Genomic DNA, 25464 nt, shown 5'->3' with positions numbered 1-25464 from the left:
GCCACGCAGGTAAAATTCTGGCTCAATCGAGGCATGACAACCGGTCCCGCACCCGGCCCCGACGACACCGAAGGCGCCGCCTCCCCCGACGAGCTGCCCTCGGTGGCCCCGCAACTGCGCGACCTGCGCCGCCGTGCCGGACTGACCCTGGAGGCCGCCGCCGCGCGGGCCCGGCTCTCGCCCGCCCACCTGTCCCGGCTGGAGACCGGCCGGCGCCAGCCGTCGCTGCCGCTCCTCCTCGGCCTCGCCCGTACCTACGGGACGACCGTCTCCGAGCTGCTCGGCGAGACCCCCGCCGTCGCCGATCCCATCGTACGGGCCGGCGGCCCGGGCGCCCGCGAGGCCGACGGCTGGACGTACTGGCAGGCCGGCGGCTCCGGCCGCGGCATGCAGGCGCTGCGGGTGCACGTCCCGCACGGCCGCAGCCAGGGCGAACTGGTCCGCGTCCACCCCGGCGAGGAGTGGCTGTACGTCCTGAAGGGACGGCTGCGGCTGCACCTGGGAGAGGCCGAGCACCTGCTGGACCCGGGGGACAGCGCGCACTTCGACTCGCTCACCCCGCACCGCATCGCGGCGGCCGGCGCCGACGGCACCGACCTGCTGTTCGTCCACACCCTGCTGCAGAGCGGCCTCGCCGACCTCTGCCTGGGCGGCACCGCACCCGCGCGCCACCGATAGCCGAGGAGCCGTACCCGTGTCCCAAGGAGAGAACATGCCGCAGGTATCAGCAGAGGCGACGCAGCCGGCGCAGGACACCGGGGCGCCCGCACCGGACGGGGGAGAGGCGGCGCCGGTGACCGTGCGGGCGCGCATCGAGTCGAAGTTCCCGCGCGGCCTGGTGATCCGGCTGATCGCCTACCTGTTCGTCGGCCACCTCTTCGCCTTCTTCGTCTACCTCCTGTTCGTCCTGGGCGCCGAGAACCAGTGACCGCGGGGGCGTGCTCGCCGCCCCGTCCGCGGGTCCCGCGACCGTACGGGCCACCGCTCTGGAAACATGCAGGTCCTGTCGCTACCCTCCGCGCATGATTCCCACGGTTGTCTGGGGTACCGGCAACGTCGGCCGTTTGGCCATCCGTGCCGTAGAGGCCCATCCAGCACTGCGACTCACCGCCGTCATCGTCCACGATCCGGCCAAGGTCGGCCGCGACGCGGGCGAACTGGGCGGGCTCGACCAACGGGTGGGCGTCACCGCCACCGACGACGTCGAAGCCGTCCTGGCCGCCCGCCCCCGCGCCGTCGTCTACGCGGCCTCGGGCGACATCCGTCCCGACGAGGCCCTCGCCGACCTGACCCGGGCCGTGCGCGCGGGCGCCGTCGTCGTCAGCCCCGCGCTGTACCCGCTCTACGACCATCGCAGCGCCCCGCCCGAGTTCCGCGACCCGGTCCTGGCCGCCGTCGCCGAGGGCGGCGGCTCCCTCTTCGCCTCCGGCGTCGACCCCGGATGGGGCAACGACGTCCTCCCGCTCCTGCTCAGCGGCCTGGGCACCACCGTCGACGCCATCCGCTGCCAGGAGATCTTCGACTACTCCACCTACGACCAGCCCGGCTCGGTCCGCGACCTCGTCGGCATGGGCCACCCCATGGACTACCAGCCCGTGATGCTGCTGCCGTCCGTCCCGACGATGGTCTGGGGCGGGCAGATACGGATGATGGCCCGGGCCCTCGGCGTCGAACTCGACGAGATCCGCGAGACCGTGGACCGCAGGCCGCTCGACACCACCGTCACCACCCGCACCATGGGCGCGTTCGAGGCGGGCACCCAGGGCGCGGTCCGCTTCGAGGTCCAGGGCATCGTCGAGGGCGAGCCCCGCCTCGTCATCGAGCACGTCACCCGCATCCACGCCTCCTGCGCCCCGGACTGGCCGTCGCCGCCGGACGGGGGCGACGGCGCCCACCGCGTCGTCATCGAGGGCCGCCCCCGCATCGAGGTGACCGTCGAGGCCACCGACGAGGGGGACAACCGCAGCGCCGGGGGCAACGCCACCGCCGTCGGCCGCCTCGTCGGCGCCATCGACTGGCTCGTCGAGGCCGAACCGGGCCTCTACGACGCCCTCGACGTCCCGCTGCGCCCCGCCGTCGGCAGACTCGGAAGGAAACAGCCGTGAAGATCGACATCCCCGAAGGCCAGCACCCGATCGAGTACGTCTGGGGCGACCTGGTCCCCGGTATCGGCATGGCCGCCGCCAACTTCTCCCTCTCCGTCTACGCCCACACCACCCTGGGCCTGCGCGAGTTCGAGGCCGCCCGGCTGCGCGTGGCGCAGATCAACGGGTGCGTGTTCTGCCTGGACTGGCGCACCGAGCGCGAGGGGGAGAAGGTCGAGGAGGAGTTCTCCGACGCGGTCACCGACTGGCGCACCACCGACCGCTTCGACGAGCGGACCCGGCTGGCGGCCGAGTACGCCGAGCGCTACACCCTCGACCACCACGGCCTGGACGACGCGTTCTGGGACCGGATGACCGCGCACTACAGCCAGCTCGAAATCGTGGAGCTGACCATGAGCATCGGCTCCTGGCTTGCCTTCGGGCGGCTCAACCACGTGCTCGGCCTCGACAGCGTCTGCATGCTGCCGGGCCACTGACACGGGTGCGGGGCCGGTCGGAGGATCCGACCGGCCCCGGCTCGTGCGCGTAGGGACCCGGCTACAGGTCGGTGGCGATGATCTTCTCGATGTTCCGTTCGGCGAGCGCCGTGATCGTGACGAACGGGTTGACGCTGGTGTTGCCCGGGATGAGCGCGCCGTCGATCACGTACAGGCCGCTGTAGCCGTGCAGGCGCCCGTAGTTGTCGGTGGCCTTGTTCAGGACCGCGCCGCCGAGCGGGTGGTAGGTGAGGTGGTCGCCCCAGATCTTGTTCAGGCCGAAGAGGTCGCTGCGGTAGATCGTCCCCTCCTTCTTGTTGATCTTGTCGAAGATGGACTTGGCCATGTCGATGGACGGCTGCTTCCACGCCGTCTGCCAGTTGAGGTCGACCTTGCCGGCCGCCGCGTTCCAGGAGAACTCGGCGCGGTGCGGGTTCCTGGTGATCGACAGGTAGAAGGACGCGTACGTCTCGATCCCGGTCGGCAGGGGCGCGACCTCGGCGAAGGCGCCGCCCGCCTCCCAGTTGTCGATGCCGCCGCAGGGGATGGACGCCTGCACCTTGCCGGTCGGGTCCCAGAGGTGGTTGGCCCGGCCGCACATGACGTTGCCGTTGTCGCCCCATCCCTTGCCGACCTCGTCGTTCAGGGCGGGAAGGACACCGGTGGCCTTCAGCCGGACGAGCAGCTTGCTCGTGCCGACGCTGCCGGCCGCGAAGAACACCCGGTCGGCGGTGACGCTCTTGACGGCCGCCACGCTGCCGTCGGTGTTCAGCTGGTTCATGGCGACCGTGTAGCCGCCGCCGGCGGCGGGCGCGACCGAGGTGACCTGGTGCAGCGCCGAGATGTTCACCCGGCCGGTGGCCTTGGCCTGCGCGAGGTACGTCAGCTGGAGGGACTTCTTGCCGTAGTTGTTGCCGTACAGGATCTCGCCGCCCACCGCGGACTTCGGGACGGTGCCGGCCGCCTCCTGCTTCATGTAGTCCCAGTCGTAGACGTCCGGGACGAAGACGAAGGGGAAGCCGGAGCGCTGGGCGTGCTTGCGGCCGACCCGCGCGTACTGGTAGCAGTCGACGCTGTCGAACCAGGCGGGGTCGATCAGGCCGACCCCGAGCCCGGCGTTGGCGCGCGGGTAGTAGGTGTCGTACATCTCGGCCGCGTCCACGGAGGGCAGCACGGCGCCGAAGTTCTGCCGTTTGGGCGTCACGGCCATGCCGCCGTTGACCAGGGAGCCGCCGCCGACGCCGCGGCCCTGGTAGACGATGATGCCGCCCATCTCCTCGGCGTCCAGGATCCCCGTGTACCTGGGGACGTTCTTGTCGATCGGGAACCCGAGGAAGTTGCTGAGCGGAGCCTTCGTCTTCGTGCGCAGCCAGTAGGAGCGGTAGTCGGGGTTGGTGGTGTGGGCGAAGATCTTGCCGTCGCTGCCGGGGGTGTCCCAGGCCATGCCCATCTCGATCATGTGGACGTCGACACCGGCCTGGGCCAGGCGCAGGGCCGCGACGGAGCCGCCGTACCCGGTCCCGATCACCAGGACCGGCACGCGGGCTCCGTCACCGATCGCGGCGGCCGCGGGGGAGGCCTGTGCCGCGTGGGCGGGGACGACCTGGGCGGAGAGGGCCACGGCCCCCAGAATGGAACCTGTTCTCGCAAGAAAACCGCGCCGGGAAAACCCGTTGGAACCGTTGCCGGGCACGCCGTGGTCGGTCATGTGACGTTCCTCACTCTCGGCTGAATGAGAACGAGTTCTACTGCTGTGGGCGCGTGAAGTCACTACATACCTCTCGGTAACTTCGTCACTTCAGGTTGATCGCGTCACAGGGGTGCCGGGCTCCCGGCGGCGCACCCAGCCCAGGACCAGCAGGGACGCCACGGCGGCGAAGGCGCACCAGGTGGAGGCGAATTCGAGCCGCCACACGGCAGTGCAGACCACGGCGCCTGCGGCCATCACCGCGCCGAGGACCCGCAGCCCGCGGTCACCGGAGAGCAGCAGCGAGCCGAGCGTGGCGAACAGGTAGCAGCCCACGACCAGGGGCGCGTACGGGACGTCCACCCCGTAGCCGACGGTGTGGCCGCGGATCTCCGCGGTCACCGACCGGGTCGCGAGCCCGTACGCGAGGAACGCTCCCGCCGCGAGCCCCGCGGCCGCCGGCGCCCACAGGCGGCGCGGGACGTCGGGCGCGGCCGCGAAGGCGACGGCGAGCGGCACCCACACCGGCAGCAGCGGCAGCGCGATCACCGCCCAGGCCGTGGCGGCCGGGGAGCAGCCGCCGCCCGATCGCCAGACGGCCGCCTCCACCAGCTGGTGGATCCCGAGCAGCAGGGGAAGCGCCGCCACGGGCAGGTCGCGGGCCCGCCGGGCGCGGGCCACGCAGACGATTCCGACCGCGGTGACCACCGTGCCCGCCGTCAGGTCGGCGGTCGCGCTCCAGCACATGTCGTCGCAACCCCTCCGGGTCGGTCGGCCCCCTGCTCACCGTACGGGCGCGCCACACGGTCCGCCACGCCACAATTCGACGCAAGAAATGAACGGACCGTCGAATATTTCGTGCACGCATCTTGCTGTGCTCCGGCGAGCCGCCCTACTGTCCCGGCCATGCCCCCCAAAAGAACGGCCGCCGTGCTGGCGGCGATCACCGTGTCCGCGCTGGGTCTCGCAGCGCTGGGCGGCGGCCCGGCCACGGCCCGCACCGCTCCCGACCGCGCGTCCGCCCCCGTCGTCACCCGGGCCGCGCTCGATCCGGCGCTCGTCGAAGGACGCGGCGCCCGCGTGGACTTCCTCGAACAGGAGGCGGAGAACGCCGCCACCGACGGGACCGTCATCGGTCCCGACCGCACCGCGTACTCCCTGCCCGCCGAGGCGTCGGGCCGCAAGGCGGTCAGACTGGCCCCGGGCGAGTACGTGGAGTTCACCCTGCCCGCCGCGGCCGACGCCGTGACCGTCCGCTACAGCCTCCCCGACGCACCGGGCGGCGGCGGGATCACGGCCCCGCTGGACCTCACCGTCGGCGGCAAGAACCGCCGCACGATGACGCTCACCTCCCAGTACTCCTGGCTGTACAACCAGTACCCCTTCACCAACGACCCGCGGGCCGGGCTGCTGCACCCGGACTGGTGGATCACCGAATGCGGCTGCGTCCCGGCCGCGACCACCCCGGCCCCCGTCATCACCAAGCCCTTCCGGCCCCACCACATGTACGACGAGCAGCGGCTGCTGCTCGGCCGGACCCACCCGGCGGGCGCGAAGGTGCGGCTGACGGTCCCGGCCGGGTCCCGGGCGGACTGGACCGTCATCGACCTGCTGGACTCCCAGCTCGTCGGCGCCCCGCACGTCGAGACGGCCGCCGCCAACGTGCTCCTCTTCGGCGCCGACCCGACGGGCCGCCGCGACTCCGCCGACGCCCTCGACCGGGCGATCGCCTTCGCCCGGCGCCACCGGCTCCCGGTCTACCTGCCGCCCGGGACCTACCAGGTGAACCGCCACGTCATCGTGGACCAGGTCACCGTCACCGGCGCCGGCAGCTGGTACACGACGGTCAAGGGCAAGGGCGTCGGCTTCTACGGCAAGGAGGCCTCGGCCGGCGGCAGCCGCGGCGTGCACCTGTCCCGCTTCGCCGTGGAGGGCGACGTCCGCGAGCGGGTCGACACCGACCAGGTCAACGCCATCGGCGGCGCCATGAACGACTCCACGATCGACCGGATGTACCTGCACCACACCAAGGTCGGCCTCTGGTTCGACGGCCCGATGCGGGGCGTCAGGGTCACCGACAACGTCATCACCGACCAGATAGCCGACGGCCTCAACCTCCACACCGGGGTCACCGACTCCCTGGTCCGGGACAATTTCGTGCGCGGCACCGGCGACGACGGCCTCGCGATGTGGTCGGAGAAGACGGCCGACGCCCGCAACACCTTCGACCGCAACACCGTCCAGACCCCGACCCTCGCCAACGGCATCGCCGTCTACGGCGGCGCCGACACCACCGTCTCCGGCAACCTGGTCGCCGATCCGGTCCGCGAGGGCAGCGCCCTGCACGTGGGTGCCCGGTTCGGCGCCGAGCCCTTCACCGGGAGCCTGCGCATCGCGGACAACACCACCGTCCGCGCCGGCACGTACGAGCTGAACTGGAACATCGGGCTCGGTGCGATCTGGTTCTACGCCCTGGACCGCAGCATCGACGCCGCCGACGTGCGGGCCACCGGGAACGCCTTCCTCGACAGCACCTACAACGCGATCATGCTCGTCACCGACTGGCCGGTGAAGGACACCCACCGCATCGAGAACGTCCACTTCGAGGACACCCGCGTGGACGGCACCGGCACCTCGGTCGTCAGCGCCCGCACGGCCGGCTCGGCCAGCTTCGAGAACGTCGACGCGCGCAACGTGGGCGCCGTGGGCGTCAACAACTGCGGCTCCTTCAACTTCCCGGCCACCGGATCGGAGTTCGGCCTCGTCGACCACGGCGGCAACGACGGTGGCGGCACCACCGGGCCGTGGCTCGCGGCCTGGGAACTGCCGAACACCCTCACCTGCGACGACCGGCCGCCGGTCGTCCCCCCGCCGCCGCCCGCCCGCTGGTAGCGGTGCTCACCGCTCCGCCGCCGCCGGGGGTTCGAGCGGCGGAGCGGTGACCGCGCACTGCGTACGGCACTGCGGCTGCGGCGCCCCGGCCGCGGGCGTGCGCACGGTCGCCCAGGCCAGTACGGCCCCGACCACCAGGATGCCCGCGCACCACGGCATCGCCCGCCCGAAGGCGGCGTCGAACTGGTCCGCCGAGCGGTACGCCTCCGGCCCCATCCCGGCCAGCAGCGGCAGTCCGGCCACCGCGAGCAGCCCGGCCGCCCGGGCCGCGGCGTTGTTGATGCCGCTGGCCAGGCCCGCACGGCCCGGGTCCACGGAGGCCAGCACGGTCGACGTGAGCGGCGCCACCAGCGTCACCATGCCCATGCCCATGACCACCAGCGCGGGCAGCACGTCCCGCACGTAGTCGGCCCCGGGCCCCACCCGCAGCATGAGCAGCATCCCGGCCGCGCACAGCAGCGGCCCCACGGTGAGCGGGATGCGCGGGCCGATCCGGTCGCCCAGCTCACCGGAGCGTGCCGAGAGCAGCAGCATCAGCACGGTGGTCGGCAGCAGCGCGGCCCCGGCGGCCAGCGCCGAGTAGCCGGCCACGACCTGCAACTGGAGGACGACCAGGAAGAAGAACCCGCCGAAGGCGGCGTACACGCACAGGGTCACCAGATTGACCGCGGTGAACTGTCGCGAGGCGAAGATCTCCGGCGGCAGCATCGGGTCGGCGCGCTTGCGCTCCACCTGGACGAAGACGCCCGCGAGCAGCAGGCCGCCGACCGCGGCGGCGATCACCGGCGCCGACGCGGTCCGGGCCTCGATCAGCGCGTACGTGAGCAGCGCCAGGGAGGCCGCGGCGAGCACCGCGCCCGCCACGTCGAACCGGCCGTGCGCGTGCGGGTCGCGCGATTCCGGTACGTGCCGCAGCGCCACCGGGACGCACAGCGCGGCCACCGGCACATTGATCAGGAAGACCCAGCGCCAGCCGGGCCCGTCCACCAGCCAGCCGCCGAGGAAGGGGCCCACGGCCGCGCCCACACCGCCCAGCCCCGACCACAGGCCCACCGCCCGGCCCCGGTCCGCGGCGCGGATCGACGCCTGGATCAGCGCGAGGGAGCCCGGTGTGAGCAGGGCCCCGCCGATGCCCTGAAGGGCGCGGGCGCCGATCAGCACCCCGGCGTTCGGCGCGATCCCGCACAGCAGCGAGCCCACCGCGAACCAGACCACCCCGAGGACGAAGATCCGCCGGCGGCCGAAGCGGTCGCCGAGCGCGCCCCCGACCAGGATCAGTCCCGCGAGGGTCAGCAGGTAGGCGTTGACCGTCCACTGGAGCACGGCCAGGTCGGCGTCGAGGTCCTGCCCGATGCGCGGCAGGGCCACGTTGACCACCGTGGAGTCCAGCAGCGCCATGGCCGAGCCGAGCACGGTCGTCAGCAGGATCCACCGGCCGCGGGCCGAGGCCAGCCGGACGTCGGGCACGGCCCCGGGCGGCGCGGCGGGCGCGGGGGGCCCGGGAGGCCCGGGACGTCCGGGAACTCCGGCGGAGGGGTCTCCGGACGGTCCGACGGGTGGTTCGGCGGGTGGTTCGGGCGGGGTCATGCCCTCAGGCTGGCCCGCGCGGCGGCCGAAGGCCACCCGGCGCACCCGGGCCCGCCCCCGTCCGGTCGGCACGGCCCCGGAACGGCTCATGAGGCGCTCTTGTACACGGTCACCGTGACCGACGGGGCGCTGAACGTCCGCTTCGTCACGCACGGCGGATCCGGCGAACCGCTGCTGAACATCCTGCGGGTGACGGACCGCCCCGACCGCGGCTGACCACCCGCTGCCGGGGGGCGGTACGCGCCACGCGGCGCCCCGCCCCCTTACGGTGCCGGTACGCCGCACGGGCATTCGGGTGGCGGGTCGGCGCCTCGTCGCGCGACGCGCCGACCGGCCGGGCGCGGCTCGCTAGCGTGGACGACCATGACGCCCACGCGCGACCAGGCCGAAGACATCCGCGCCCTCGTGGAAGCCGCCGACCCCGGGGCGGTCTGGGCCGTCGGCGGCCCCGAGGACGTCCACGCCGCCTCCCACGAACCGCACCCCGACGCCGCGGCCCCCGACGCACCCCACCCCTCGGGCCCCGCGGCCCCCCACCCCTCGGGCCCCGGCGAGTCCGCCGAGCTCGACGTCGGCGGACTCGCCGCCGTGCTGGCCCTGTGGCCCGCCATCGGGAGCCTCGTCGACGAGGGCGCCCTCCACCTGCACACCCCGCTGACCGGCTACGGAGAGGACGCCGCCCCCGGCATCACCGCGCACCACCTCCTCACCCACCCCGACGGGACCGGCGCGCTCGCCCACCTCGCCGAGCGGCTCTCGGGGCTCTCCCTCGCGGAACTCGCCGCCACCCGCGTCTGGCACCCCCTGGGCATGACCCGCACCCGCTTCGACGGCGGCACCCTCCGGGCCCCGCTCGCCGACCTCGCCCGCTTCGCGCGCCACCTCCTCGCCCCGACCGCCGCGCACACCGCCCCGCCCGGCACCGGCATCACCCCGGCCTGGACCGCCGAGTCCCTGCGCATCCGCACCGGCGAACTCACCCCCGCCCGCGGCCTCCTCTGGCATCCCGCACCCCACGGCGTCTGGGCCCACCACGCGGCGCTGCCCGGCGCCGCCGCCCTCTGGCTCGCCCCGCGCAGCATGCGCTGGGCCCTGCTGCTGCCGGCCGCCGGGCACGGACCGCTGCGCTCCGCCTTCCGCGAAGCCGTCTTCGCCCCGCCGCCCGCCCCCTGAACGGCCGTCCCCGCGGCACTCGGGGCGCGGAGCCCGGGGTGGCGACGTACGGTGATCCCGATGTCACCGACCCTCGACTCCCCGGCCGTGGAGGTACAGGCATGCGCACGGTCCAAGGGGCCGCCCTGGGCGGCTTCGGCGCCCTCGTTCGCGGCCTGGTCGGCACCCGGCCCCGCCCCGCGGACGCGGTGACCGCCTCCGCCGAGGCCCTGCACTCCCTGCGCGCCCGCCACGGCTGCGCACCCCGCCTGCTGCGGACCCGGTCCGGCAAGACCGTACTGGTCCTCCTCGATCCGCGGGACCTGCGCCGGTTCTACGCCGAACCCCCGACCGTCCTGGTGGCGGACCCGCCGCGCAAGTGCCGGGCACCGGACCCCGGCGAACCCCTGGGGACCGGCCCGGCGTACGGAGGGCCGCGGCCGGAGCGGCGCCGCGTCGACACCGAGGCGCTGACCCCGGGCCTGCCCGTCCACCCGTCGTACCCGCGGTTCCGCGCCGTCCTGGCCGAGGAGGCCCGGCACCTCACCGCCGCCGGCACCCTCGAACTCGGCCGGGTGCGCAGGGCCGTGGACCGGGCCGCGCGCCGGATCGTGCTCGGCGACGCGGCCGCCGACGACGAGCAGCTCACCGGCTGGCTCCGGCACCTGCGCGCCGACGCCGACGACGCCCGCGTTCCGCAGCCGCCACCGAACGGCCCGCCGAGCCCGACCCGCACCGCCGCCCGCTCACCGCACGGCAAGGCCGACGCCCGCATCCGCGCCTACGCCGCACGGGCCGGCCGCGACACCCTGGTCGGCCGGGCCGCGCCGCACGGCGACGCCCTCGGCCGGGTCCACCCGTGGCTGTCGGCGCTTGACACTATCCCCGGGACGCTGCTGCGCACCCTGCTGCTGCTCGGCGCCCACCCGTGCGAGCTGCGCCGCGCCGCCACCGAGGCGGCCGGCGACCCCGGCCCGGGAGAACTGCCCCGGCTGCGGGCCTGCGTCAGGGAGGCGCTGCGCCTGTACCCGGCCGTCCCCGAACTGGTCCGCGTCGCCCGCACCGAGACCCGCTGGCAGGGGGTGAGCCACCCCGCCGGCACCACCGTGCTGCTGCCCGCCGGCTTCCACCAGCGCGACCCGGAGCAGGTGCCGGCCGCGCACGCGTTCGTGCCGGACCGCTGGAAGGGCCCGGGCGCCGACCGGGACGTCCGGATGGCGCCGTTCGGCCACGGGGCCGGCCGCTGCCCCGGCGACCAGCTCGGCCTGCTGCTCACCGCCGCGCTCTGCGCCGAGGTGCTGCGCGGCCACCGGATCGAGGCCGTCCGACCGGCCCTGGACCCCGTGGAACCGCTGCCCGCGCTGCTCGACCCGCGCGCGATCCGGCTCTCTCTCACCCGCCGCTGACGGCCGCCCGCCGTCCGCCGCCGGAGGCCGGCGTGCTCGCCCCCACCGCCCATCCGCCCCTGCCGCACCACCGGAGGACCCCATGCCCGACGCCGCGACCTCCGCGTCCCGCGCCCCGGACGTCGTCCTGCTCGACGCCCTGAGCAGCGCCCTCGCCGAAGCCGCCGACACGGTCGGCGAGGCCGCCCGCTACGCCTCCGGACTGGCCCTCGGCGCCCGGCTGCCCGTCACCGCGCTCGCCCGAGGCGGCCGCTGCCGGCTGGCCTGGCGCACCCTGCTGCGCACCCTCACCGACCCGGCGGGCCTGGGCTGGGCCCCGCGGGGCCGGGGGGCCGCCGGAGCCGGCCGGCTCGCCGGTCTGCTGGCCCGCCGCGAGAGCCTCGCGGTCAGCGTGGCCGTGTGCGGTCTGCGGGCGCGGATCGGGGCCGCGCAGGCGGGCGTCCACGGCGGGCCCGCGGACCCGGGTGCGGCGGCCGTGCTCACGGCCGCCGGTGAGGGCCGGCCGGCCGAGGCCGCGCGGCTCTTCCGGGCCCTGGTGCGCGACCGGGGCGCCGGCCGGGCCTTCGTCCTGCTGGCCCCGTCCTTCGCCGACATCCTCGCCTGGGACGCCCTGACCGACACGAACCCGTTCAACGACCACGCCGGCTGGCAGGTGGCCACCTGCCGGGCCGCACCCGCGGAGCCGATCCTCGGACTCGGCGCCGCCTTCCTGGCCCTGTGCGACCGGGACCGGGGCCCGGCCCCCGGGGGTGCAGCGGACCGACCCGCCTCGCAGAGCGCCGCCGCACGCAGCCGGGGCGCCGGCCGGCCCCAGCGCCCGGCGCCGCGCCCGGCGGACAGCGGAGCGCGGATCCGGCGCGCCCGCGGGCCGGAGCAGGTCTCCGCAGGGCTGCGCGGCCACGCCGGAGCGTTGCGCGCACACGCCCGGCGGCTGCACGCGGCGGTCGTCCCGGCCGCCGCGGTGTGGCCGGGACCGCGGGCCGAGGTGCTGCGCGCGGAGGTCACCGCCCTCGCCGGCCGCTGCGACACCGCGGCGAACGGCTTCGCCCTGGCGGCCGCCCAACTGGACGCGGCCCGTACGGAGCGCTGAGCGGCGGGCGCAGGGCCGGGCCGCGTCCGACCCGGGCCGCTCCGCACGGGTACGGCCGCACGTCCGTACGCGCGCGGACGCCCGGGCACCCGTGGCGCGCGGTCGCGTGCCTGCGGTGCCCGGGCGTGCCGGTGCGGAGGTGTGGCCGGCCGTCGTCACGGGGCCCGCGGCGGTCCCGTGACGACGGCCGGACGCGTCACAGGACGAGTGACAGGAGCAGGACGAAGCCGAGCCCGACGACCGAGATGATGGTCTCCATGACCGACCAGGTCTTCAGGGTCTGGCCGACGGTCATCCCGAAGTACTCCTTGACCAGCCAGAAGCCCGCGTCGTTGACGTGGCTGAAGAACAGCGAGCCGGCTCCGATGGCCAGGACCAGCAGCGCGGTCTCGGTGGTGGACATCCCGGCGGCCAGGGGGGTCACCAGGCCGGCGGCCGAGATGGTGGCCACGGTCGCCGAACCCGTCGCGAGCCGGATGACCACGGCGATCAGCCAGGCCAGCAGCAGCGTCGGGATCGCCCAGTTCTTCGACAGGTCCAGGATCATCTGGCCGACGCCCGCGTCGATCAGGGTCTGCTTGAAACCGCCGCCCGCACCCACGATGAGCAGGATGCCGGCGATGGGGGCCAGGGACTTCTCGACCGTGGTCGAGATCCTGTCCCGGGTGAAGCCGGCCGCGCGGCCGAGGGTGAACATGCCGACCAGTACCGCCGCGAGGAGGGCGATCAGGGGTGAGCCGGCGACGTCCGTGACGCGCTGCACGGCGTTGTCGGGGTCGTTGACGACGATGTCGACCAGTGCCTTGGCCAGCATCAGGACCACCGGCAGCATGACGGTGAAGACGGTCGCGCCGAAGCGGGGCCGGTGCTCCAGGTCCTGCGACGGGCGCTGCGGGACCATGTGCTCGGGCGCCGGTATGTCCACCCAGCGGGCGGCGTACTTGGAGAACAGCGGCCCGGCGATGATCACGGTCGGGATGGCGACGACCACGCCGAGCGCGAGGGTGACGCCGAGGTTCGCGTCGAGCGCGTCGATCGCGACGAGCGGCCCGGGGTGGGGCGGGATCAGCCCGTGCATGACGGAGAGGCCGGCCAGGGCCGGGATGCCGATCCGCATGAGCGAGTAGTTGCCGCGCTTGGCGACGAGCAGCACCACCGGGATCAGCAGGACGATGCCGACCTCGAAGAAGAGCGGCAGCCCGATGACCGAGGCGATCAGGACCATGGCCCACGGCATGGCGCGGCCCTTGGCCCGGGCCAGGATGGTGTCGACGATCTCGTCGGCGCCTCCCGAGTCGGCCAGCAGCTTGCCCAGGATCGCGCCGAGCGCGATCAGCACGCCCACTCCCGCGACCGTGGAGCCGAGGCCCGCGGTGAAACTGGCGATCGTCTTGGCGAGCGGGGCGCCCGCGAAGACCCCGAGGGCCAGCGAGCCCAGGGTCAGGGCCAGGAAGGCGTGCAGTTTGAGGCGGGTGATGAGCAGGACGATGACGGCGATGCCCGCGAGGACGGCGATACCGAGCTGGGTGTTCCCGGCCGAGGTGATCGGTGCGGTGCCCGCCGCTGCCAGAGTCTCGACGCTGAGACCGGTCACGGTGGTGTTCCTTAGTTCTCGGGAGTACGGGGGAGCTCGGCCGGGCCGAGCCGGCCCAGGGCGTCCAGCGCCCGGGCCGTGATGTCTTCGGGTGATCCTGAGACGTCGACGACGACGCCCCGTTCGTCCTCCTGGAGCGGCTCCAGGGTGGCGAACTGCGAGTCCAGCAGGGCGGGGGGCATGAAGTGGCCCGTGCGGGCCGCCATCCGCTCCTCGATCAGCGGGCGTTCGCCGGCGAGGTGCACGAACACCGTCCGGGGCCCCGCCGCGCGCAGCCGGTCGCGGTAGGCGCGCTTGAGCGAGGACGCCGCGACGACCCCGCCGAGCCCGTTCCGGCCCCGGATCCAGTCGCCGATGGCGTCCAGCCACGGCCACCGGTCCGCGTCCTGCAACGGGGTGCCGGCCGACATCTTGGCGACGTTGGCCGCCGGGTGGAACGCGTCGCCCTCCGCGTACGGAAGGCCGAGCGCCTCGGCGAGCAGCCGACCCACGGTCGTCTTGCCCGTACCGGCCACGCCCATCACCACAATGACGCGCTGGGAGCTCACGCCGTACCTCGCTGTCCTCGTCGACATCGGTCCCCGTGTGGGCACCACTGAAGCGCATTAAGTAGTACTTATTCAAGAGTCAGGCGGGATACATCACATCTTTGGTTCATGAAGTCGTCACCGTACGCTTACGTTCATGAGCAGCGAAGACGGTCCCGGGCAGGGTCTCCACTCCCGTGTGCTGGGCACCCTCGGCCGCGCGATCACGGCGGGGGAGTACCGGCCGGGCAGCGTGCTGCGCACCGACGAGATCGCCGAGCGCTTCGACGCCTCACGCACCGTGGTCCGCGAGGTGGTGCGCGTGCTGGAGTCCATGCGCCTGGTCGAGTCCCGACGCCGCGTGGGCGTCACCGTCCGCCCCACCGACGAGTGGAACGTCTACGATCCGCGCGTCATCCGCTGGCGGCTGGCCGGCGCCGACCGCCCCCGCCAACTGCGCTCCCTCACCGTGCTGCGCTCCGCGATCGAACCCGTCGCCGCCGGACTCGCCGCGACCCTCGCCACCCCCGACCAGTGCGCCGCGCTCACCGAGGCCGCCCTCGGCATGGTCCGCACCTCGCGCGGCCACCAGCTCGACGGCTACCTGCGCCACGACATCGCCTTCCACCGCATCGTCCTGACCGCCTCCGGCAACGAGATGTTCGCCCGGCTCGGCGACGTCGTCGCGGCCGTACTGACCGGGCGCACCCGCCACGACGTCATGTTCCACGACCCCGACCCGGCCGCCGTCACCCTGCACGTCCAGGTGGCCGAGGCCGTCCGGGAGGGCGACGCGGCGCGCGCCGAGGCACTCACGCGGCAGATCGCGGCCGGCGCCCTGGACGAGCTGGACGTACTGGCCCCGTAGCCCCGGCACCGCCCCCGCCCACCCCCGACCCGGCCGTACGACCCCCCGCGCCGCTCCCCGTACGCCACACTGGACACGTGCTGGGACATGGCGGAGTGGACGACGACGGAACCGGCTCCTTCGTGGGGCGCGGCCCGGAACTGGCCTTACTGGAAAAGGCCCTGGCGGAGGATCGGCTGATCACCGTCACCGGGCCGGGCGGCGTCGGCAAGACCAGCCTGGTGCGGCGGGCCCTGGAACGGGCCGCCGGAACCGACGGCCCGTTCCCCGAAGGCACCCACTGGGCCGAGCTCTCCCCGCTACCCGACGACCGGCTGTTCGTCGCCACCGTCGCCGACGCGCTCGACCTCGCCGACCACACCTCCCGCACCCTGGCCGAGGCCGTCCGCGAATGGATCGGGCGGCGCCGGCTGCTCCTCGTACTGGACTGCTGCGAGCACCTGATGCCCGCCGTGCGGACCCTCGTCCGCGACCTCCTCGCCGCCGCCCCGCACCTCGTGCTCCTCCTGACGAGCCGGCAGCCCCTCGGCACCGAGACCGAACGGGTCCTGGAGATCGGGCCGTTGCCGCACCCCGCCGGAGGAGGCGAGGCGCTGGCGCTGTTCACCGACCGGGCCGCCGCCGCCGCGCCCGGACGGCGGCCGCCGTGGTCGGGAGAGCAGCTCACGGCCGCCCGCGCCGTCTGCGAACGGCTCGAAGGCGTCCCCCTCGCGCTGGAACTCGCCGCCGCGCAACTCACGGACCACAGCGTCGAGGAACTCGCCGACCGGCTCGCCCGCCGGATCGGATCGCTGTCCACCCCCCACCCCCTCCAGCCGCCCCGCCACCGGGCCCTGCGCACCGCGATCGGCTGGAGCCACGAATGGTGCGAACCGCACGAACGGCTGCTGTGGCTGCGGCTGTCCGTCTTCGGCGGCCCCTTCGACGAGGACGCCGCCCGCGCCGTCTGCTCGGCGCCGCCCCTCACCACGAACGACGTGCCGGGGCTGCTCGCGGCCCTCACCGCCAAGTCCGTCGTGCGCCGCGCGCCCGACGGCACCTACCGGATGCTCGACACGATCCGCGAGTACGGGGCCATGTGGCTCGCCGAGATCTGCGAGGGCGACGCCCTGCGCTCCCGGCACGCCGCCTACTTCCGGGGCCTGGTGCGGATCGCCGAGGACGAATGGCTCGGACCCGCGCAGCGGGACGCGTACCGGCGCGTGGAGACCGCCCACGGCGACGTGTGCGCCGCCCTCGACCACTACCAGGCCACCGCGCCCGCCCGCGCCCTCGACCTGGCCGGCCGGGTCGGCTTCTTCTGGGCCTGCTGCGGCCACCTGCACGCCGCCCGCCACTACCTGGAGCGGGCCCTGGCCGGCACCCGCCCCGAGGAGGTGGACCGGGCGGGCCGGGGCCGCGCCCTGTGGGCCCTCGGCGTGACCCTGCTGCTCCAGGGCGAGAAGGAGCTCGGCCACCAGATCGCCGTCGGCTGCGAGGCCCTGGCCGGGGAGGGCGGACCGGCCGGGGGCGGTGAGCGCGAGCTGCGGCCCGCGCTGGACGCCGCCTACCTCCTCGGCCTGAGCCACCTGCTGGCCGGGCGGCCGCTGGCCGCGCGGATCGTGGCCGACAACGCCCTGGAGGCCCGCCCCGCCCCGCCGTTCGCGTCCGGACCGCGCCTGCGCTGCCACCTGGTACGGGTCTTCGCCCAAACCGGGATGGGCCTGTTCGACGAGGCCCGCGCCGAGGCCACCGCGCTGCGGGAGGGGTGCGCGGAGCGCGGGGAGTACTGGACCCGCGCCTACGCGGACTACCAACTGGCCCTGATCAGCCTGCTGGAGGGCCGCGCCGCCGAGGCCGCCGGGCACGCCGGCGCCATGCTGGAGAGCAAGCGCGAACTGGGCGACAGCTTCGGGACGGCCCTCGGCCTCGACCTGCTGGCGGCCGCCCGCGGCGCGGCCGGCGAGGAGGAGGCCGCGGTCCGGGCGTACGGCACCGCCCACGCCTACTGGCAGTCCGTCGGCCACCCCCAGCGCGGCACCCCGGAACTGGCCCCGGTCCGCGAGCGGTTCGAGCGCGGCGCCCGTGACGTGCTCGGTGACCTCGCGTACGAGGAGGCCTTCCGCGCGGGAGTCCGGCACGGCCACGCCCAACGCACCCGGGGCGGCGACCACGGTCCCGGCTGACGGAGCGGGGCCGGCCGCCGGGCGCGGGCCCGTTGCCGCCCACGTCGACCTGCGACCACGGGCTCCGGGACCGGCGCACCCCCTGGCCGCGCGTGGGGTGCCCGGCCAGCCGCTCCTCGAACGCCGCGGCGTCCGGGAAGGCGATGATCTCCACTCCGTCGAGCTCGTCCATGCGGTGCACAGGAGCGGTGCACCCGGGACGCCCGGGCCTCCCGCCGCGGCTCCGGGCGTGACCGATAATGGGCCCGTACCACCCATGACGCAGACGCCGGGGACCCCAGGGGGACCGGCAGGAGACGGAGCCCTGATGGACGTGCAGCACTTCGAGCGGATCACCGCGTTCATCGAAGCGCGGCTCACCCCGCTGTTCGACGCGGAGACCGGCAGCGAGTACGGCTTCGGCATGGACGACACCTCCCGCGCGCTGCGGGCCCTGCGCAACGCGGTGCTGGAGGCTTCGGCGGTCAAGGGCCTGATCGGGAAGCGGGAGTCGCAGGACGCGGCCACGCGCAGGGTCATCGACCAGTCCGTCGAGCACCACTGGGACGTGCTGCGGGGGATCGCCCGCCAGTGGGAGGACCACGCCGACTTCCGGAGGGAGTTCAAGCGCCACGCCTGGGAGCTCGACGCGGCTCCCGCGCCCGCCGCCGCCCAGGGCTGACACCGGCGGGGCCCGGACCGGGGCCTCGGGGCCGCCCGAGGTGATCGCCGTCGTCGCCCTGCGGTACGGCCCCGTCAGTTCGCGGTCGGCGCGCTGGCGGCCAGTACGGCGTCCAGGAGGCCGGGGAAGCGGTGTTCCAGATCGGCACGGCGCAGCGAGACCGCCTTGTAGCGGCCGGTCCGGTGCTCCTGGGTCACCCCGGATTCGCGCAGCACCCGCCAGTGGTGGGTGGCGGTGGCCTTGGTGACCTCCAGGGGAAGGCTGCCGCAGGTGCGGCCGTCGGGGGAGGTGGCGAGCTCGCGGACGATGCCGAGGCGGACGGGGTTGCCGAGGGCGGCGAGCACGTCCTCGACGAGGAGCTGTTCGCGGACGGGGTGGTACGTGGCCATGGGGTCGATGGTACGTCGCATGCCGTACCCGCCCCGTCCGCTCGGCCGCGGCTGTCGTTCCCCCCTACTCCGCCGCCGTGCGCGGAGTGGTCTGCTGGACCGCCCACCCGTTCCCGTCCGGGTCGGAGAAGTAGACGAACGACCCCCACGGCATGTCCTGGATCTCCGTGACCTCGATGCCCCGGTCCCGCAGGTCCGCGTAGGCCTCCTCGATGTCGCTCACCACGACCTGCATGTTGTCCAGCGACCCGGGCGTCATTCTGGTGAGGCCCTTGCCCACGGCGATCGAGCAGGCCGATCCGGGCGGGGTGAGCTGCACGAAGCGGACGTCCTCGCTCACCGTGATGTCGTGGTCGGCGTTGAAGCCGATCCGCTCGTAGAAGGCCTTGGCCCGGTCGACGTCGGTGACGGGGACGGCGACCAGTTCCAGTTTGATGTCCATCGGACGCTCCAAGATCACAGGGGCCCGGAAGGGCCGCGGGGGCCGCGGTGGCCCGTCGGTCATCATGCTCCCGACGTCGCCCCCGTGCCGCCGGAAGCCGCCGGCTGCGCCGCCGCGTCACGGCCCGGGCCGCCCGTCGCGAACTGGGTGCGGTACAGCTCCTCGTACCGGCCGCCCGCCGCCAGCAGTCCGGTGTGCGTGCCCCGTTCCACGATCCGGCCGTCCTCGACCACCAGGATCAGGTCCGCCGCCTTCACCGTCGACAGCCGGTGCGCGATCACCACCGCGGTCCGGCCGGCCAGGGCCTCGGCGAGGGCCTCCTGCACCGCGGCCTCCGAGGTGGAGTCCAGGTGGGCGGTGGCCTCGTCCAGGATGACCACCCGCTGGCGGGCCAGCAGGAGCCGGGCGATCGTCAGCCGCTGGCGCTCGCCGCCCGACAGCCGGTACCCGCGCTCCCCGACGACCGTGTCCAGCCCGTCCGGCAGCGAGACGACCAGCCCGTCCAGCCGCGAGCGGCGCAGCGCGTCCCACACCTCGGCCTCGGTCGCCTCCGGCCGGGCCAGCAGCAGGTTGGCCCGTACCGACTCGTGGAAGAGGTGCCCGTCCTGGGTGACCATGCCGACGGTGTCGCGGATCGACGCGGCCGTCAGGTCCCGTACGTCCACCCCGCCCAGGCGGACGGTGCCCGCGTCGGCGTCGTACAGGCGGGGGAGCAGTTGCGCGATGGTCGACTTGCCCGCGCCGGACGAGCCGACGAGGGCCACCATCCGGCCCGGCTCGGCCCGGAAGGACACCTCGTGCAGCACCTCGGTGCCGCCCCGGGAATCCAGGGCGGCGACCTCCTCCAGCGAGGCCAGCGAGACCTTGTCGGCGGACGGGTAGCCGAAGGTGACCCCGTCGAACTCGACCGCCACCGGCCCCTCCGGCACGGGTCGGGCGTCCGGCCGCTCCGCGATGAGGGGCTTCAGGTCGAGGATCTCGAAGACCCGCTCGAAGCTCACCATCGCGCTCATCACCTCCACCCGGGCCCCGGCGAGCGAGGTGAGCGGGGCGTACAGCCGTGTCAGCAGGAGGGCGAGGGCGACCACCGAACCGGCGTCCAGGGTCCCGCGCAGGGCGAAGGCGCCGCCGACGCCGTAGACGAGGGCCAGGGCCAGGGCGGAGACGAGGGTGAGGGCCGTGATGAAGGCCGACTGTGACATCGCCGTACGGATGCCGATGTCCCGCACCCGCCGCGCCCGCGCCGTGAACTCGGCCGACTCGTCGGCCGGCCGGCCGAACAGTTTGACCAGGGTGGCGCCGGGAGCCGAAAACCGCTCGGTCATCTGCGTGCCCATGGCCGCGTTCAACGTCGATGCCTCGCGCTGCAGCGCCGCCATCCGCGCCCCCATCCGGCGGGCCGGCAGCACGAACACCGGCAGCAGCACCAGCGCCAGCAGGGTGATCTGCCACGAGATGCTCAGCATCACCACGAGCGTCAGCAGCAGCGTGACGGTGTTGGCGACCATCCCCGACAGGGTGTTGCTGAACGCCCGTTGGGCGCCGATGACATCGTTGTTCAGCCGGCTGACCAGGGCTCCGGTCCTGGTCCGCGTGAAGAAGGCCACCGGCATGCGCTGCACGTGGTCGAAGACGGCCGTGCGCAGGTCGAGGATCAGGCCCTCGCCGAGGGTGGCGGAGAGCCGGCGCGTCAGCAGCCCCAGGCCCGCTTCGGCCACCGCGATCAGCGCGATGAGCAGGGCGAGCCGGGTGACCGTGCCTCCGCCTCCGCCCCCGCCCCCGCCTCCGGCGATGACGTCGACCACGCGGCTGGCGAGCACCGGAGTGGCCACGGCGAGCAGTGCGCCCACCACGCTGAGCAGCAGGAAGAGGGTGAGCCCGCGCCGGTGCGGGCGGGCGAAGACGGCGATCCGGCGCAGGGTCGCCCGGGAGAACGGGCGCCGGTCCTGCTGGGCGGTGATCGCACTGTGGAGCGAGGTCCACGCGGTGACTTCCATGTCCATGACCGGCACGCTAGGACCTCGACCGAGCTGGAGGTCAAGGGATCGGTCCGCGACCGCGCGCCCGGTGCCCAACCGGCTTGCGGGGCACGGTGATTCGCGCATCCTTGCGGCTGCTTCCGGGCCGTGTCCGCTGTCGGTGGCCGATGGCATCATCGGGGGATGACGCAGGGATCCGAGTCCAGCCGCTCAGACCGGTCCGCCTCCGACACCGCCTCCGACACCGCCTCCGACACCACGGTCGACACCACCGCCACCGCCACCGTCCTCGGCCTCTTCGAGGCCCGGGTGCGGGAGGCGCCCGGGGCCCCGGCCGTGGTCGCCGGCTCCGACGGCCTCGACTACGGCCGGCTCGACGCCCGCGCCAACCGGCTGGCGCACCACCTCCTCGACGCCGGACTCCCGGCCGGCGCCCTGGTGGCCGTGGCCACCGCCCGGCAGACCGAGGTCGTCGTCGCCGTCCTCGCCGTGCTCAAGGCGGGCGCCTGCTACACCGTGATCGACGCCGACACCCCGCGCACCGGGCGCCGACAGCTCGCCGCCGTCCGGCCGTTCGCCCTGCTCGCGCACGCCGCGCAGCAGGCCGCCCTCGACGACGGCAGCGGTCTGCGGGTGATCCGCCTCGGCGCCGAGGCGGACCGCATCGCGGACCGGCCCGCCGGACCTCCGGCCTCCCGCCCCGATCCCGACCGGACCGCAGTCGTCCTCTTCACCGGCGGCCCGGCGCCGCGCGCGGTACGCATCGGCCACCGCCGACTGCTCGCCGCCCACCGCGGCTGGGCCGAGGTCGCCCGGCCGGGGCCGCGGGACCACCACCTGATCACCGCCGGGTCCGCCGCCACCGCCTTCGCGGCGGGCTGGACGCGGGCCCTGTGCTCGGGCGGCGCGCTCGTCCTGCCCGAACAGGGCCCCTGGCAGCCCGAGGCGGTCCGCCGTACGGTCGGGGCCGGGCGGGCCACCGTCGTGCACACCGATCCCGGCGGCGTGCACGGGCTCCTGTCCACCGCCCCGGCTCCGGCGCTGCCGGTCCGCGCCGACGCGCCCTCCGTCCCGGCCGCCCGGGCCGATGAGCCGGCGGGGCCCGCGGCCCTGCGGCTGGTCGCGGTCACCGGTGACCGGCTCTACCTCGACGAGCAGGTCGCCCTCCAGCGCCGGCTGCGGACCGGCGTGCGCCTGCTCAACGTCTACGGCCCGACCGAGACCGCAGGGGTCGGCACCTGGTTCGAACTGCCCCAGCTCCCAGGCCCCGTGGACGACACCGACCACCCCTCCCTGCTGGGCACCCCCTTTCCCGGCTGCCGGGTGGAGCTGCGCGACGGGGAGATCCACCTCACCCCGCCCGACGGCGGCGACCCGATCGCCACCGGAGACCTCGGCGTGCGCCGCGCGGACGGCCTGCTGGAGTTCGGCGGCCGGATCCGGGACCGCATCACCCTCGACGGGGCCGTCTTCGACCCCTTCCGGCTCGAATCGGTGATCCGCGGCCACGCGGGCATCGGCTCGGTGATCGTGGCCGCCGTACCCGGGTTCCAGGGAGCGCGGCGGCTCGTCGCCTACACCGCCCCGCCCCCCTCCGCGCCGGGGACGCCCGCCGACGGCGCCGGCCTGCCCGACGTGGACGAACTGCGCGACCACCTCAACGGGCGGCTGCCCCGCGCGCAGTGGCCGCGCGCGGTGGTGCGGCTGCGGGCCCTGCCCCGCGACGGCGCCGGCCACGAGGACCGCGCGGCCCTGCCCCGGCCGGCGCAGCAGGTCCGCGGGGCCACCGGGGGCCGGGCGGCCCGGGGCGGCGCCAAGTACGCCGCGGCGTCCGGCGGCAGCGACCTCGGGGGCACCCTCGCGGTCGTCGGCTGCGTACCGGTGGTGCTGGGCTTCCTGGCCCTGGCGCTCACCGACTCCCTGTGGCCGGGCTCGACGGACCTGACCGGCGTACCGGGCCCGTGGTCCGGCCTCTTCCGCGTCCTGTACCTCGCCGAGTGCCTGGCCTTCGGCGCCGGGGTGGTGTTCCTGTTCGGCGGCCGCCCCCGGATGCGCGCCCACGGCCGCGGCCGGGCCCTCACCACGGCCGCCCACCTCGCGATCGTCTACCTGCTGGCCTCCTGGTGGCCGCAGGACAACCTCTACCGGCTCGCGGCCAAGCAGGACTGGCCGCGCCAGGCCGCCCTCGTCTACACCTTCAACGTCCCCCTGATGATCGCGGCCGCCGTCCTCGCCGTCTACGTCACCCGCAAGCCCGCCCCGGCCTTCGACGTCGAGGACTGAGCCGGCCGCCGGCCCCGCCGAAGATCTGGACGGAACGTCCAGGCCCTGGACTTTTGCTCCATCCTGAGAGGAGGGCGCGCGCGGGAGACGTGGAGGTGCGCTGATGTCCGATCGCGCGGGGGACGCGGTCCTGGCCGCCCTGACGCCCGTCATCGAGGGGCTGGCGGCGACGTTCGGTCCCGCGTGCGAGGTCGTCCTGCACGACTACCACCGGGGCGACCGGTCCGTCGTCGCGGCGGCCGGGCAGGTGACCGGGAGGCAGGTCGCCGGGGCGCCGAGCGAGATCGGCCTCTCCGTGCCGGCCCCGGGCGACGACGCGGTGAACGACCTCGACTACGTCACGCACACCCCGGGCGGCCGCGTCGTCAAGTCGTCCACGATGCCGCTGCGCGACGACGAGGGCCGTGTGTTCGGTGCGCTCTGCGCCAACCTCGACGTGACCGCGCTGCGGCAGGCCGGCGACCTCCTGTCGGCGCCGGCCGGAGCCGCGCCCGCGCACCTCCCGACCACGACGTTCACCCTCGACGAACGCGCGGTGTTCGCCGTGCGGAACGCGGTCCCGCGGGTCGCCGCGCGGCTGGGCGTGTCCCGGTCCGCCGTCTACACCGACCTCGCGCAGTGCCGCGGGGCCGTGACCGAGGAACCGGAGAGCGAGGAACCATGAGTCCTGATCCCACCGGGGGCGCCCCGGCCGCGGGCACGCTGGACGAGCCCGGAACCCCCTTCCCGGCACTGGACCGGGGGAAGGCCGACGCCGACACCGCCCGGCTGCGCGGGCACTTGGACGGCCTGGGCGCGCAGCTGCGCCCGCACGTCAAGACGGCCAAGGGGTACGATCTCGTCGCCGACCTCGACGGCGTCCCCCACGAGGACCTGGTGATGACCGGCGCCGGCCAGGAGCACGGCATCCTCTCGGTCCGTCCGGGAAGCGCCGCCGCACTGCCCGACGTCCCGGTAGGCACCCGCCTGCGCATCCTGCCCGTCCACGCGCGTGCGACCGCCGCGCAGCACGAGGCCCACCTCGTGACCGCCCCGCGGTCCCGGACCATCCGCTCCCGGTGGCCGCGTGTCCGCGGCTGGTGACGGCGGGGCGGCGCGGACCTCCTCACCCGCTCCACCCGACGACCGGTGCCCCCCGTTCCGGGCGGCTTGCCGCACCAGGTATCTTGCATCGCATGGAACCTGGTGAGTCGATCAAGCACGCCCGGGCAGCCGCCCAGCTGCGCAAGGGAGTTCTGGAGTACTGCGTGCTCGCCCTGATGCGCGACCGCCCCCGCTACGGTGTCGAACTCCTGCACGCCCTCGCGGACTCCGGCGCGCTGGCCACCAGTCAGGGGACGGTCTACCCGCTGCTCTCCCGGCTCCGCCGCGACGACCTGGTCACCACCACCTGGCAGGAGTCCGCCTCCGGCCCGCCCCGTCGCTACTACGCGCTCACCGACGGCGGCCGGGCCGCGCTCGACGAGTTCACCCGCGTCTGGCCCGGCTTCCGCACCGCCGTCGACGGCTTCCTGACCACCCCGCACCCCTCCACCGGAGACCTCGCATGAAGACCTCTGCCGACCTGGTACGCGACTACCTCTCCACCGTCGAGCGCGAGGCCTCCGCGGTCCCCGCCGACCGTCGCCAGGAACTCCTCGCCGACCTCGCCGAACACATCGAGGTGACGCGCGCCGAGCGCCCCGGGGCCGCGATCGGCGACGTCCTGGCGGAGCTGGGGGACCCCCGTACGATCGCGGCGACGGCGCTGGCCGAAGCGGGCAGCGGCGCACTCGGCGCCCCGGCCCGGGGCGCGGCAGGTGCCCCCGCACGGCGCGGCAAGGTGCACCCGCTGGTCCCGCTCCTGATGCTCACCGTCCCGTACCTCGTCTCGACGGCCCTGCCCCACGTCCCCGCCGCGGGGTTCTGCAGCAGCTTGTTCCGCGTCATCGGCGCGGTGCTGCTCTGCACCTCGGTGCACTGGACCTCCGTCCAGAAGACCACGGGCGTCCTCCTCACCGCCGTCCTGCCGACCGTCGCCATCAGCATCTGGGTCGTCTCCGGCGCCGCCCCCTCCGGTGACGTCCCGGCCCTCCTGGCCAACCTCGCGATGCTCTTCCTGCTGACCGCCACGACGGCATGGCTCTGGCGGACCCGCCGCGCCTGAGGCGTCGTCCCGGGC

24 protein-coding genes are annotated in these 25464 nt (G+C 74.7%); 16 read left to right on the top strand and 8 right to left on the bottom strand.

Annotated elements, in window-relative coordinates; translation table 11 throughout:
* The first annotated feature begins 33 nt into the window (after window positions 1–33).
* From CP968_RS03055 to CP968_RS03040, 4 genes are all read left to right on the top strand, one after another.
* The gene (locus CP968_RS03055; protein ID WP_150516505.1) at window positions 34–678 is read left to right on the top strand and encodes a helix-turn-helix domain-containing protein; all 645 of its coding nucleotides are present in this window, start codon (window positions 34–36) and stop codon (window positions 676–678) included.
* A 16-nt stretch (window positions 679–694) separates the two neighbouring features.
* A complete protein-coding gene (locus tag CP968_RS35660) occupies window positions 695–928 on the top strand; it encodes a DUF6126 family protein (protein WP_373303976.1) in 234 nt (77 codons plus the stop codon).
* 94 nt (window positions 929–1022) lie between these two features.
* Entirely contained in the window at window positions 1023–2105 is a 1083-nt protein-coding gene (locus tag CP968_RS03045) for an NAD(P)H-dependent amine dehydrogenase family protein (RefSeq protein WP_150516504.1), read from the top strand.
* Window positions 2102–2581: a carboxymuconolactone decarboxylase family protein gene (locus CP968_RS03040; RefSeq protein WP_150516503.1), complete on the top strand. Its 480-nt coding sequence runs from the start codon at window positions 2102–2104 to the stop codon at window positions 2579–2581. The genes CP968_RS03045 and CP968_RS03040 overlap by 4 nt, the downstream gene beginning before the upstream one ends.
* A gap of 61 nt (window positions 2582–2642) precedes the next feature.
* Here CP968_RS03040 and CP968_RS03035 read toward each other — a convergent pair whose 3' ends face one another.
* A complete protein-coding gene (locus CP968_RS03035) occupies window positions 2643–4289 on the bottom strand; it encodes a GMC oxidoreductase (RefSeq protein ID WP_150516502.1) in 1647 nt (548 codons plus the stop codon).
* Between the two features lie 90 nt (window positions 4290–4379).
* Window positions 4380–5015, bottom strand: a complete 636-nt coding sequence (locus CP968_RS03030; RefSeq protein ID WP_150516501.1) for a DUF6629 family protein — start codon at window positions 5013–5015, stop codon at window positions 4380–4382.
* A gap of 159 nt (window positions 5016–5174) precedes the next feature.
* Here CP968_RS03030 and CP968_RS03025 point away from each other — a divergent pair, with 159 nt between their 5' ends.
* The gene (locus CP968_RS03025; RefSeq protein WP_150516500.1) at window positions 5175–7160 is read left to right on the top strand and encodes a glycosyl hydrolase family 28-related protein; all 1986 of its coding nucleotides are present in this window, start codon (window positions 5175–5177) and stop codon (window positions 7158–7160) included.
* Window positions 7161–7166: 6 nt separating this feature from the next.
* On the opposite strand, the gene CP968_RS03020 is transcribed toward CP968_RS03025, so the two are convergent.
* A complete protein-coding gene (locus tag CP968_RS03020; RefSeq protein ID WP_229885825.1) occupies window positions 7167–8627 on the bottom strand; it encodes an MFS transporter in 1461 nt (486 codons plus the stop codon).
* A gap of 483 nt (window positions 8628–9110) precedes the next feature.
* On the opposite strand from CP968_RS03020, the gene CP968_RS03015 reads away from it, so the two are divergent.
* The 3 genes from CP968_RS03015 (at window position 9111) to CP968_RS03005 (ending at window position 12395) form a co-directional block, all read left to right on the top strand.
* Window positions 9111–9920, top strand: coding sequence for a serine hydrolase domain-containing protein (locus tag CP968_RS03015; protein WP_150516499.1), 810 nt, complete (start codon window positions 9111–9113; stop codon window positions 9918–9920).
* A gap of 101 nt (window positions 9921–10021) precedes the next feature.
* The gene (locus tag CP968_RS03010) at window positions 10022–11305 is read left to right on the top strand and encodes a cytochrome P450 (protein WP_150516498.1); all 1284 of its coding nucleotides are present in this window, start codon (window positions 10022–10024) and stop codon (window positions 11303–11305) included.
* A gap of 82 nt (window positions 11306–11387) precedes the next feature.
* Window positions 11388–12395 carry a hypothetical protein gene (locus CP968_RS03005; protein ID WP_150516497.1) on the top strand — a complete coding sequence of 336 codons (1008 nt, stop codon included), beginning with the start codon at window positions 11388–11390 and terminating at the stop codon, window positions 12393–12395.
* A gap of 196 nt (window positions 12396–12591) precedes the next feature.
* On the opposite strand, the gene CP968_RS03000 is transcribed toward CP968_RS03005, so the two are convergent.
* Both CP968_RS03000 and CP968_RS02995 read right to left on the bottom strand, forming a co-directional pair.
* Window positions 12592–13989 (bottom strand): GntT/GntP/DsdX family permease, encoded by a 1398-nt coding sequence (locus CP968_RS03000; protein ID WP_150516496.1) that lies wholly within the window; start codon window positions 13987–13989, stop codon window positions 12592–12594.
* An 11-nt stretch (window positions 13990–14000) separates the two neighbouring features.
* A complete protein-coding gene (locus CP968_RS02995) occupies window positions 14001–14564 on the bottom strand; it encodes a gluconokinase (protein ID WP_373303973.1) in 564 nt (187 codons plus the stop codon).
* 109 nt (window positions 14565–14673) lie between these two features.
* On the opposite strand from CP968_RS02995, the gene CP968_RS02990 reads away from it, so the two are divergent.
* The 3 genes from CP968_RS02990 (at window position 14674) to CP968_RS02980 (ending at window position 18210) form a co-directional block, all read left to right on the top strand.
* On the top strand, window positions 14674–15384 hold the full coding sequence (locus CP968_RS02990) for a FadR/GntR family transcriptional regulator (RefSeq protein ID WP_150516494.1): 711 nt from the start codon (window positions 14674–14676) through the stop codon (window positions 15382–15384).
* Between the two features lie 77 nt (window positions 15385–15461).
* Window positions 15462–17549 carry an ATP-binding protein gene (locus CP968_RS02985; RefSeq protein ID WP_150516493.1) on the top strand — a complete coding sequence of 696 codons (2088 nt, stop codon included), beginning with the start codon at window positions 15462–15464 and terminating at the stop codon, window positions 17547–17549.
* Window positions 17550–17856: 307 nt separating this feature from the next.
* The gene (locus CP968_RS02980) at window positions 17857–18210 is read left to right on the top strand and encodes a hypothetical protein (protein ID WP_150516492.1); all 354 of its coding nucleotides are present in this window, start codon (window positions 17857–17859) and stop codon (window positions 18208–18210) included.
* Between the two features lie 74 nt (window positions 18211–18284).
* Here CP968_RS02980 and CP968_RS02975 read toward each other — a convergent pair whose 3' ends face one another.
* The 3 genes from CP968_RS02975 to CP968_RS02965 form a co-directional block, all read right to left on the bottom strand.
* Window positions 18285–18599: an ArsR/SmtB family transcription factor gene (locus CP968_RS02975; RefSeq protein WP_150516491.1), complete on the bottom strand. Its 315-nt coding sequence runs from the start codon at window positions 18597–18599 to the stop codon at window positions 18285–18287.
* A 64-nt stretch (window positions 18600–18663) separates the two neighbouring features.
* The gene (locus CP968_RS02970; protein ID WP_150516490.1) at window positions 18664–19041 is read right to left on the bottom strand and encodes a VOC family protein; all 378 of its coding nucleotides are present in this window, start codon (window positions 19039–19041) and stop codon (window positions 18664–18666) included.
* A gap of 62 nt (window positions 19042–19103) precedes the next feature.
* Window positions 19104–21044: an ABC transporter ATP-binding protein gene (locus CP968_RS02965; protein WP_229885823.1), complete on the bottom strand. Its 1941-nt coding sequence runs from the start codon at window positions 21042–21044 to the stop codon at window positions 19104–19106.
* Window positions 21045–21203: 159 nt separating this feature from the next.
* On the opposite strand from CP968_RS02965, the gene CP968_RS02960 reads away from it, so the two are divergent.
* The 5 genes from CP968_RS02960 to CP968_RS02940 all read left to right on the top strand — a co-directional run bounded on the left by CP968_RS02960 (window position 21204) and on the right by CP968_RS02940 (window position 25449).
* Entirely contained in the window at window positions 21204–23303 is a 2100-nt protein-coding gene (locus tag CP968_RS02960) for an AMP-binding protein (protein ID WP_150516489.1), read from the top strand.
* A 103-nt stretch (window positions 23304–23406) separates the two neighbouring features.
* Window positions 23407–23967 carry a helix-turn-helix transcriptional regulator gene (locus tag CP968_RS02955; RefSeq protein WP_150516488.1) on the top strand — a complete coding sequence of 187 codons (561 nt, stop codon included), beginning with the start codon at window positions 23407–23409 and terminating at the stop codon, window positions 23965–23967.
* Window positions 23964–24386, top strand: a complete 423-nt coding sequence (locus CP968_RS35530; RefSeq protein ID WP_150516487.1) for a type III PLP-dependent enzyme domain-containing protein — start codon at window positions 23964–23966, stop codon at window positions 24384–24386. Before CP968_RS02955 ends, CP968_RS35530 begins: the two co-directional genes overlap by 4 nt.
* Window positions 24387–24478: 92 nt before the next feature.
* Window positions 24479–24853, top strand: a complete 375-nt coding sequence (locus tag CP968_RS02945; RefSeq protein WP_150516486.1) for a PadR family transcriptional regulator — start codon at window positions 24479–24481, stop codon at window positions 24851–24853.
* Complete coding sequence (locus tag CP968_RS02940; protein ID WP_150516485.1) at window positions 24850–25449, top strand: HAAS signaling domain-containing protein; 600 nt, start codon at window positions 24850–24852, stop codon at window positions 25447–25449. The genes CP968_RS02945 and CP968_RS02940 overlap by 4 nt, the downstream gene beginning before the upstream one ends.
* Window positions 25450–25464 lie beyond the last annotated feature (15 nt).

Origin of the sequence: Streptomyces subrutilus (genome assembly GCF_008704535.1) — a bacterium.
Classification (GTDB): Bacteria; Actinomycetota; Actinomycetes; order Streptomycetales; family Streptomycetaceae; genus Streptomyces; species Streptomyces subrutilus.
The sequence above is the reverse complement of the archived record's forward strand: the minus strand, read 5'-3'. Positions and strand labels throughout refer to the sequence as shown.

What these genes read in the sequence shown, in the direction of transcription:
- CP968_RS02965 (WP_229885823.1), bottom strand. Translation starts at nt 21,044, where the DNA reads ATGGACATGGAAGTCACCGCGTGGACCTCGCTCCACAGTGCGATCACC.
- CP968_RS03035 (WP_150516502.1), bottom strand. Translation starts at nt 4,289, where the DNA reads ATGACCGACCACGGCGTGCCCGGCAACGGTTCCAACGGGTTTTCCCGG.
- CP968_RS02980 (WP_150516492.1), top strand. Translation starts at nt 17,857, where the DNA reads ATGGACGTGCAGCACTTCGAGCGGATCACCGCGTTCATCGAAGCGCGG.
- CP968_RS02945 (WP_150516486.1), top strand. Translation starts at nt 24,479, where the DNA reads ATGGAACCTGGTGAGTCGATCAAGCACGCCCGGGCAGCCGCCCAGCTG.
- CP968_RS03025 (WP_150516500.1), top strand. Translation starts at nt 5,175, where the DNA reads ATGCCCCCCAAAAGAACGGCCGCCGTGCTGGCGGCGATCACCGTGTCC.
- CP968_RS03010 (WP_150516498.1), top strand. Translation starts at nt 10,022, where the DNA reads ATGCGCACGGTCCAAGGGGCCGCCCTGGGCGGCTTCGGCGCCCTCGTT.
- CP968_RS02940 (WP_150516485.1), top strand. Translation starts at nt 24,850, where the DNA reads ATGAAGACCTCTGCCGACCTGGTACGCGACTACCTCTCCACCGTCGAG.
- CP968_RS02960 (WP_150516489.1), top strand. Translation starts at nt 21,204, where the DNA reads ATGACGCAGGGATCCGAGTCCAGCCGCTCAGACCGGTCCGCCTCCGAC.
- CP968_RS03055 (WP_150516505.1), top strand. Translation starts at nt 34, where the DNA reads ATGACAACCGGTCCCGCACCCGGCCCCGACGACACCGAAGGCGCCGCC.
- CP968_RS02955 (WP_150516488.1), top strand. Translation starts at nt 23,407, where the DNA reads ATGTCCGATCGCGCGGGGGACGCGGTCCTGGCCGCCCTGACGCCCGTC.
- CP968_RS02975 (WP_150516491.1), bottom strand. Translation starts at nt 18,599, where the DNA reads ATGGCCACGTACCACCCCGTCCGCGAACAGCTCCTCGTCGAGGACGTG.
- CP968_RS03005 (WP_150516497.1), top strand. Translation starts at nt 11,388, where the DNA reads ATGCCCGACGCCGCGACCTCCGCGTCCCGCGCCCCGGACGTCGTCCTG.
- CP968_RS03030 (WP_150516501.1), bottom strand. Translation starts at nt 5,015, where the DNA reads ATGTGCTGGAGCGCGACCGCCGACCTGACGGCGGGCACGGTGGTCACC.
- CP968_RS03045 (WP_150516504.1), top strand. Translation starts at nt 1,023, where the DNA reads ATGATTCCCACGGTTGTCTGGGGTACCGGCAACGTCGGCCGTTTGGCC.
- CP968_RS03015 (WP_150516499.1), top strand. Translation starts at nt 9,111, where the DNA reads ATGACGCCCACGCGCGACCAGGCCGAAGACATCCGCGCCCTCGTGGAA.
- CP968_RS02995 (WP_373303973.1), bottom strand. Translation starts at nt 14,564, where the DNA reads ATGTCGACGAGGACAGCGAGGTACGGCGTGAGCTCCCAGCGCGTCATT.
- CP968_RS02970 (WP_150516490.1), bottom strand. Translation starts at nt 19,041, where the DNA reads ATGGACATCAAACTGGAACTGGTCGCCGTCCCCGTCACCGACGTCGAC.
- CP968_RS35530 (WP_150516487.1), top strand. Translation starts at nt 23,964, where the DNA reads ATGAGTCCTGATCCCACCGGGGGCGCCCCGGCCGCGGGCACGCTGGAC.
- CP968_RS02990 (WP_150516494.1), top strand. Translation starts at nt 14,674, where the DNA reads ATGAGCAGCGAAGACGGTCCCGGGCAGGGTCTCCACTCCCGTGTGCTG.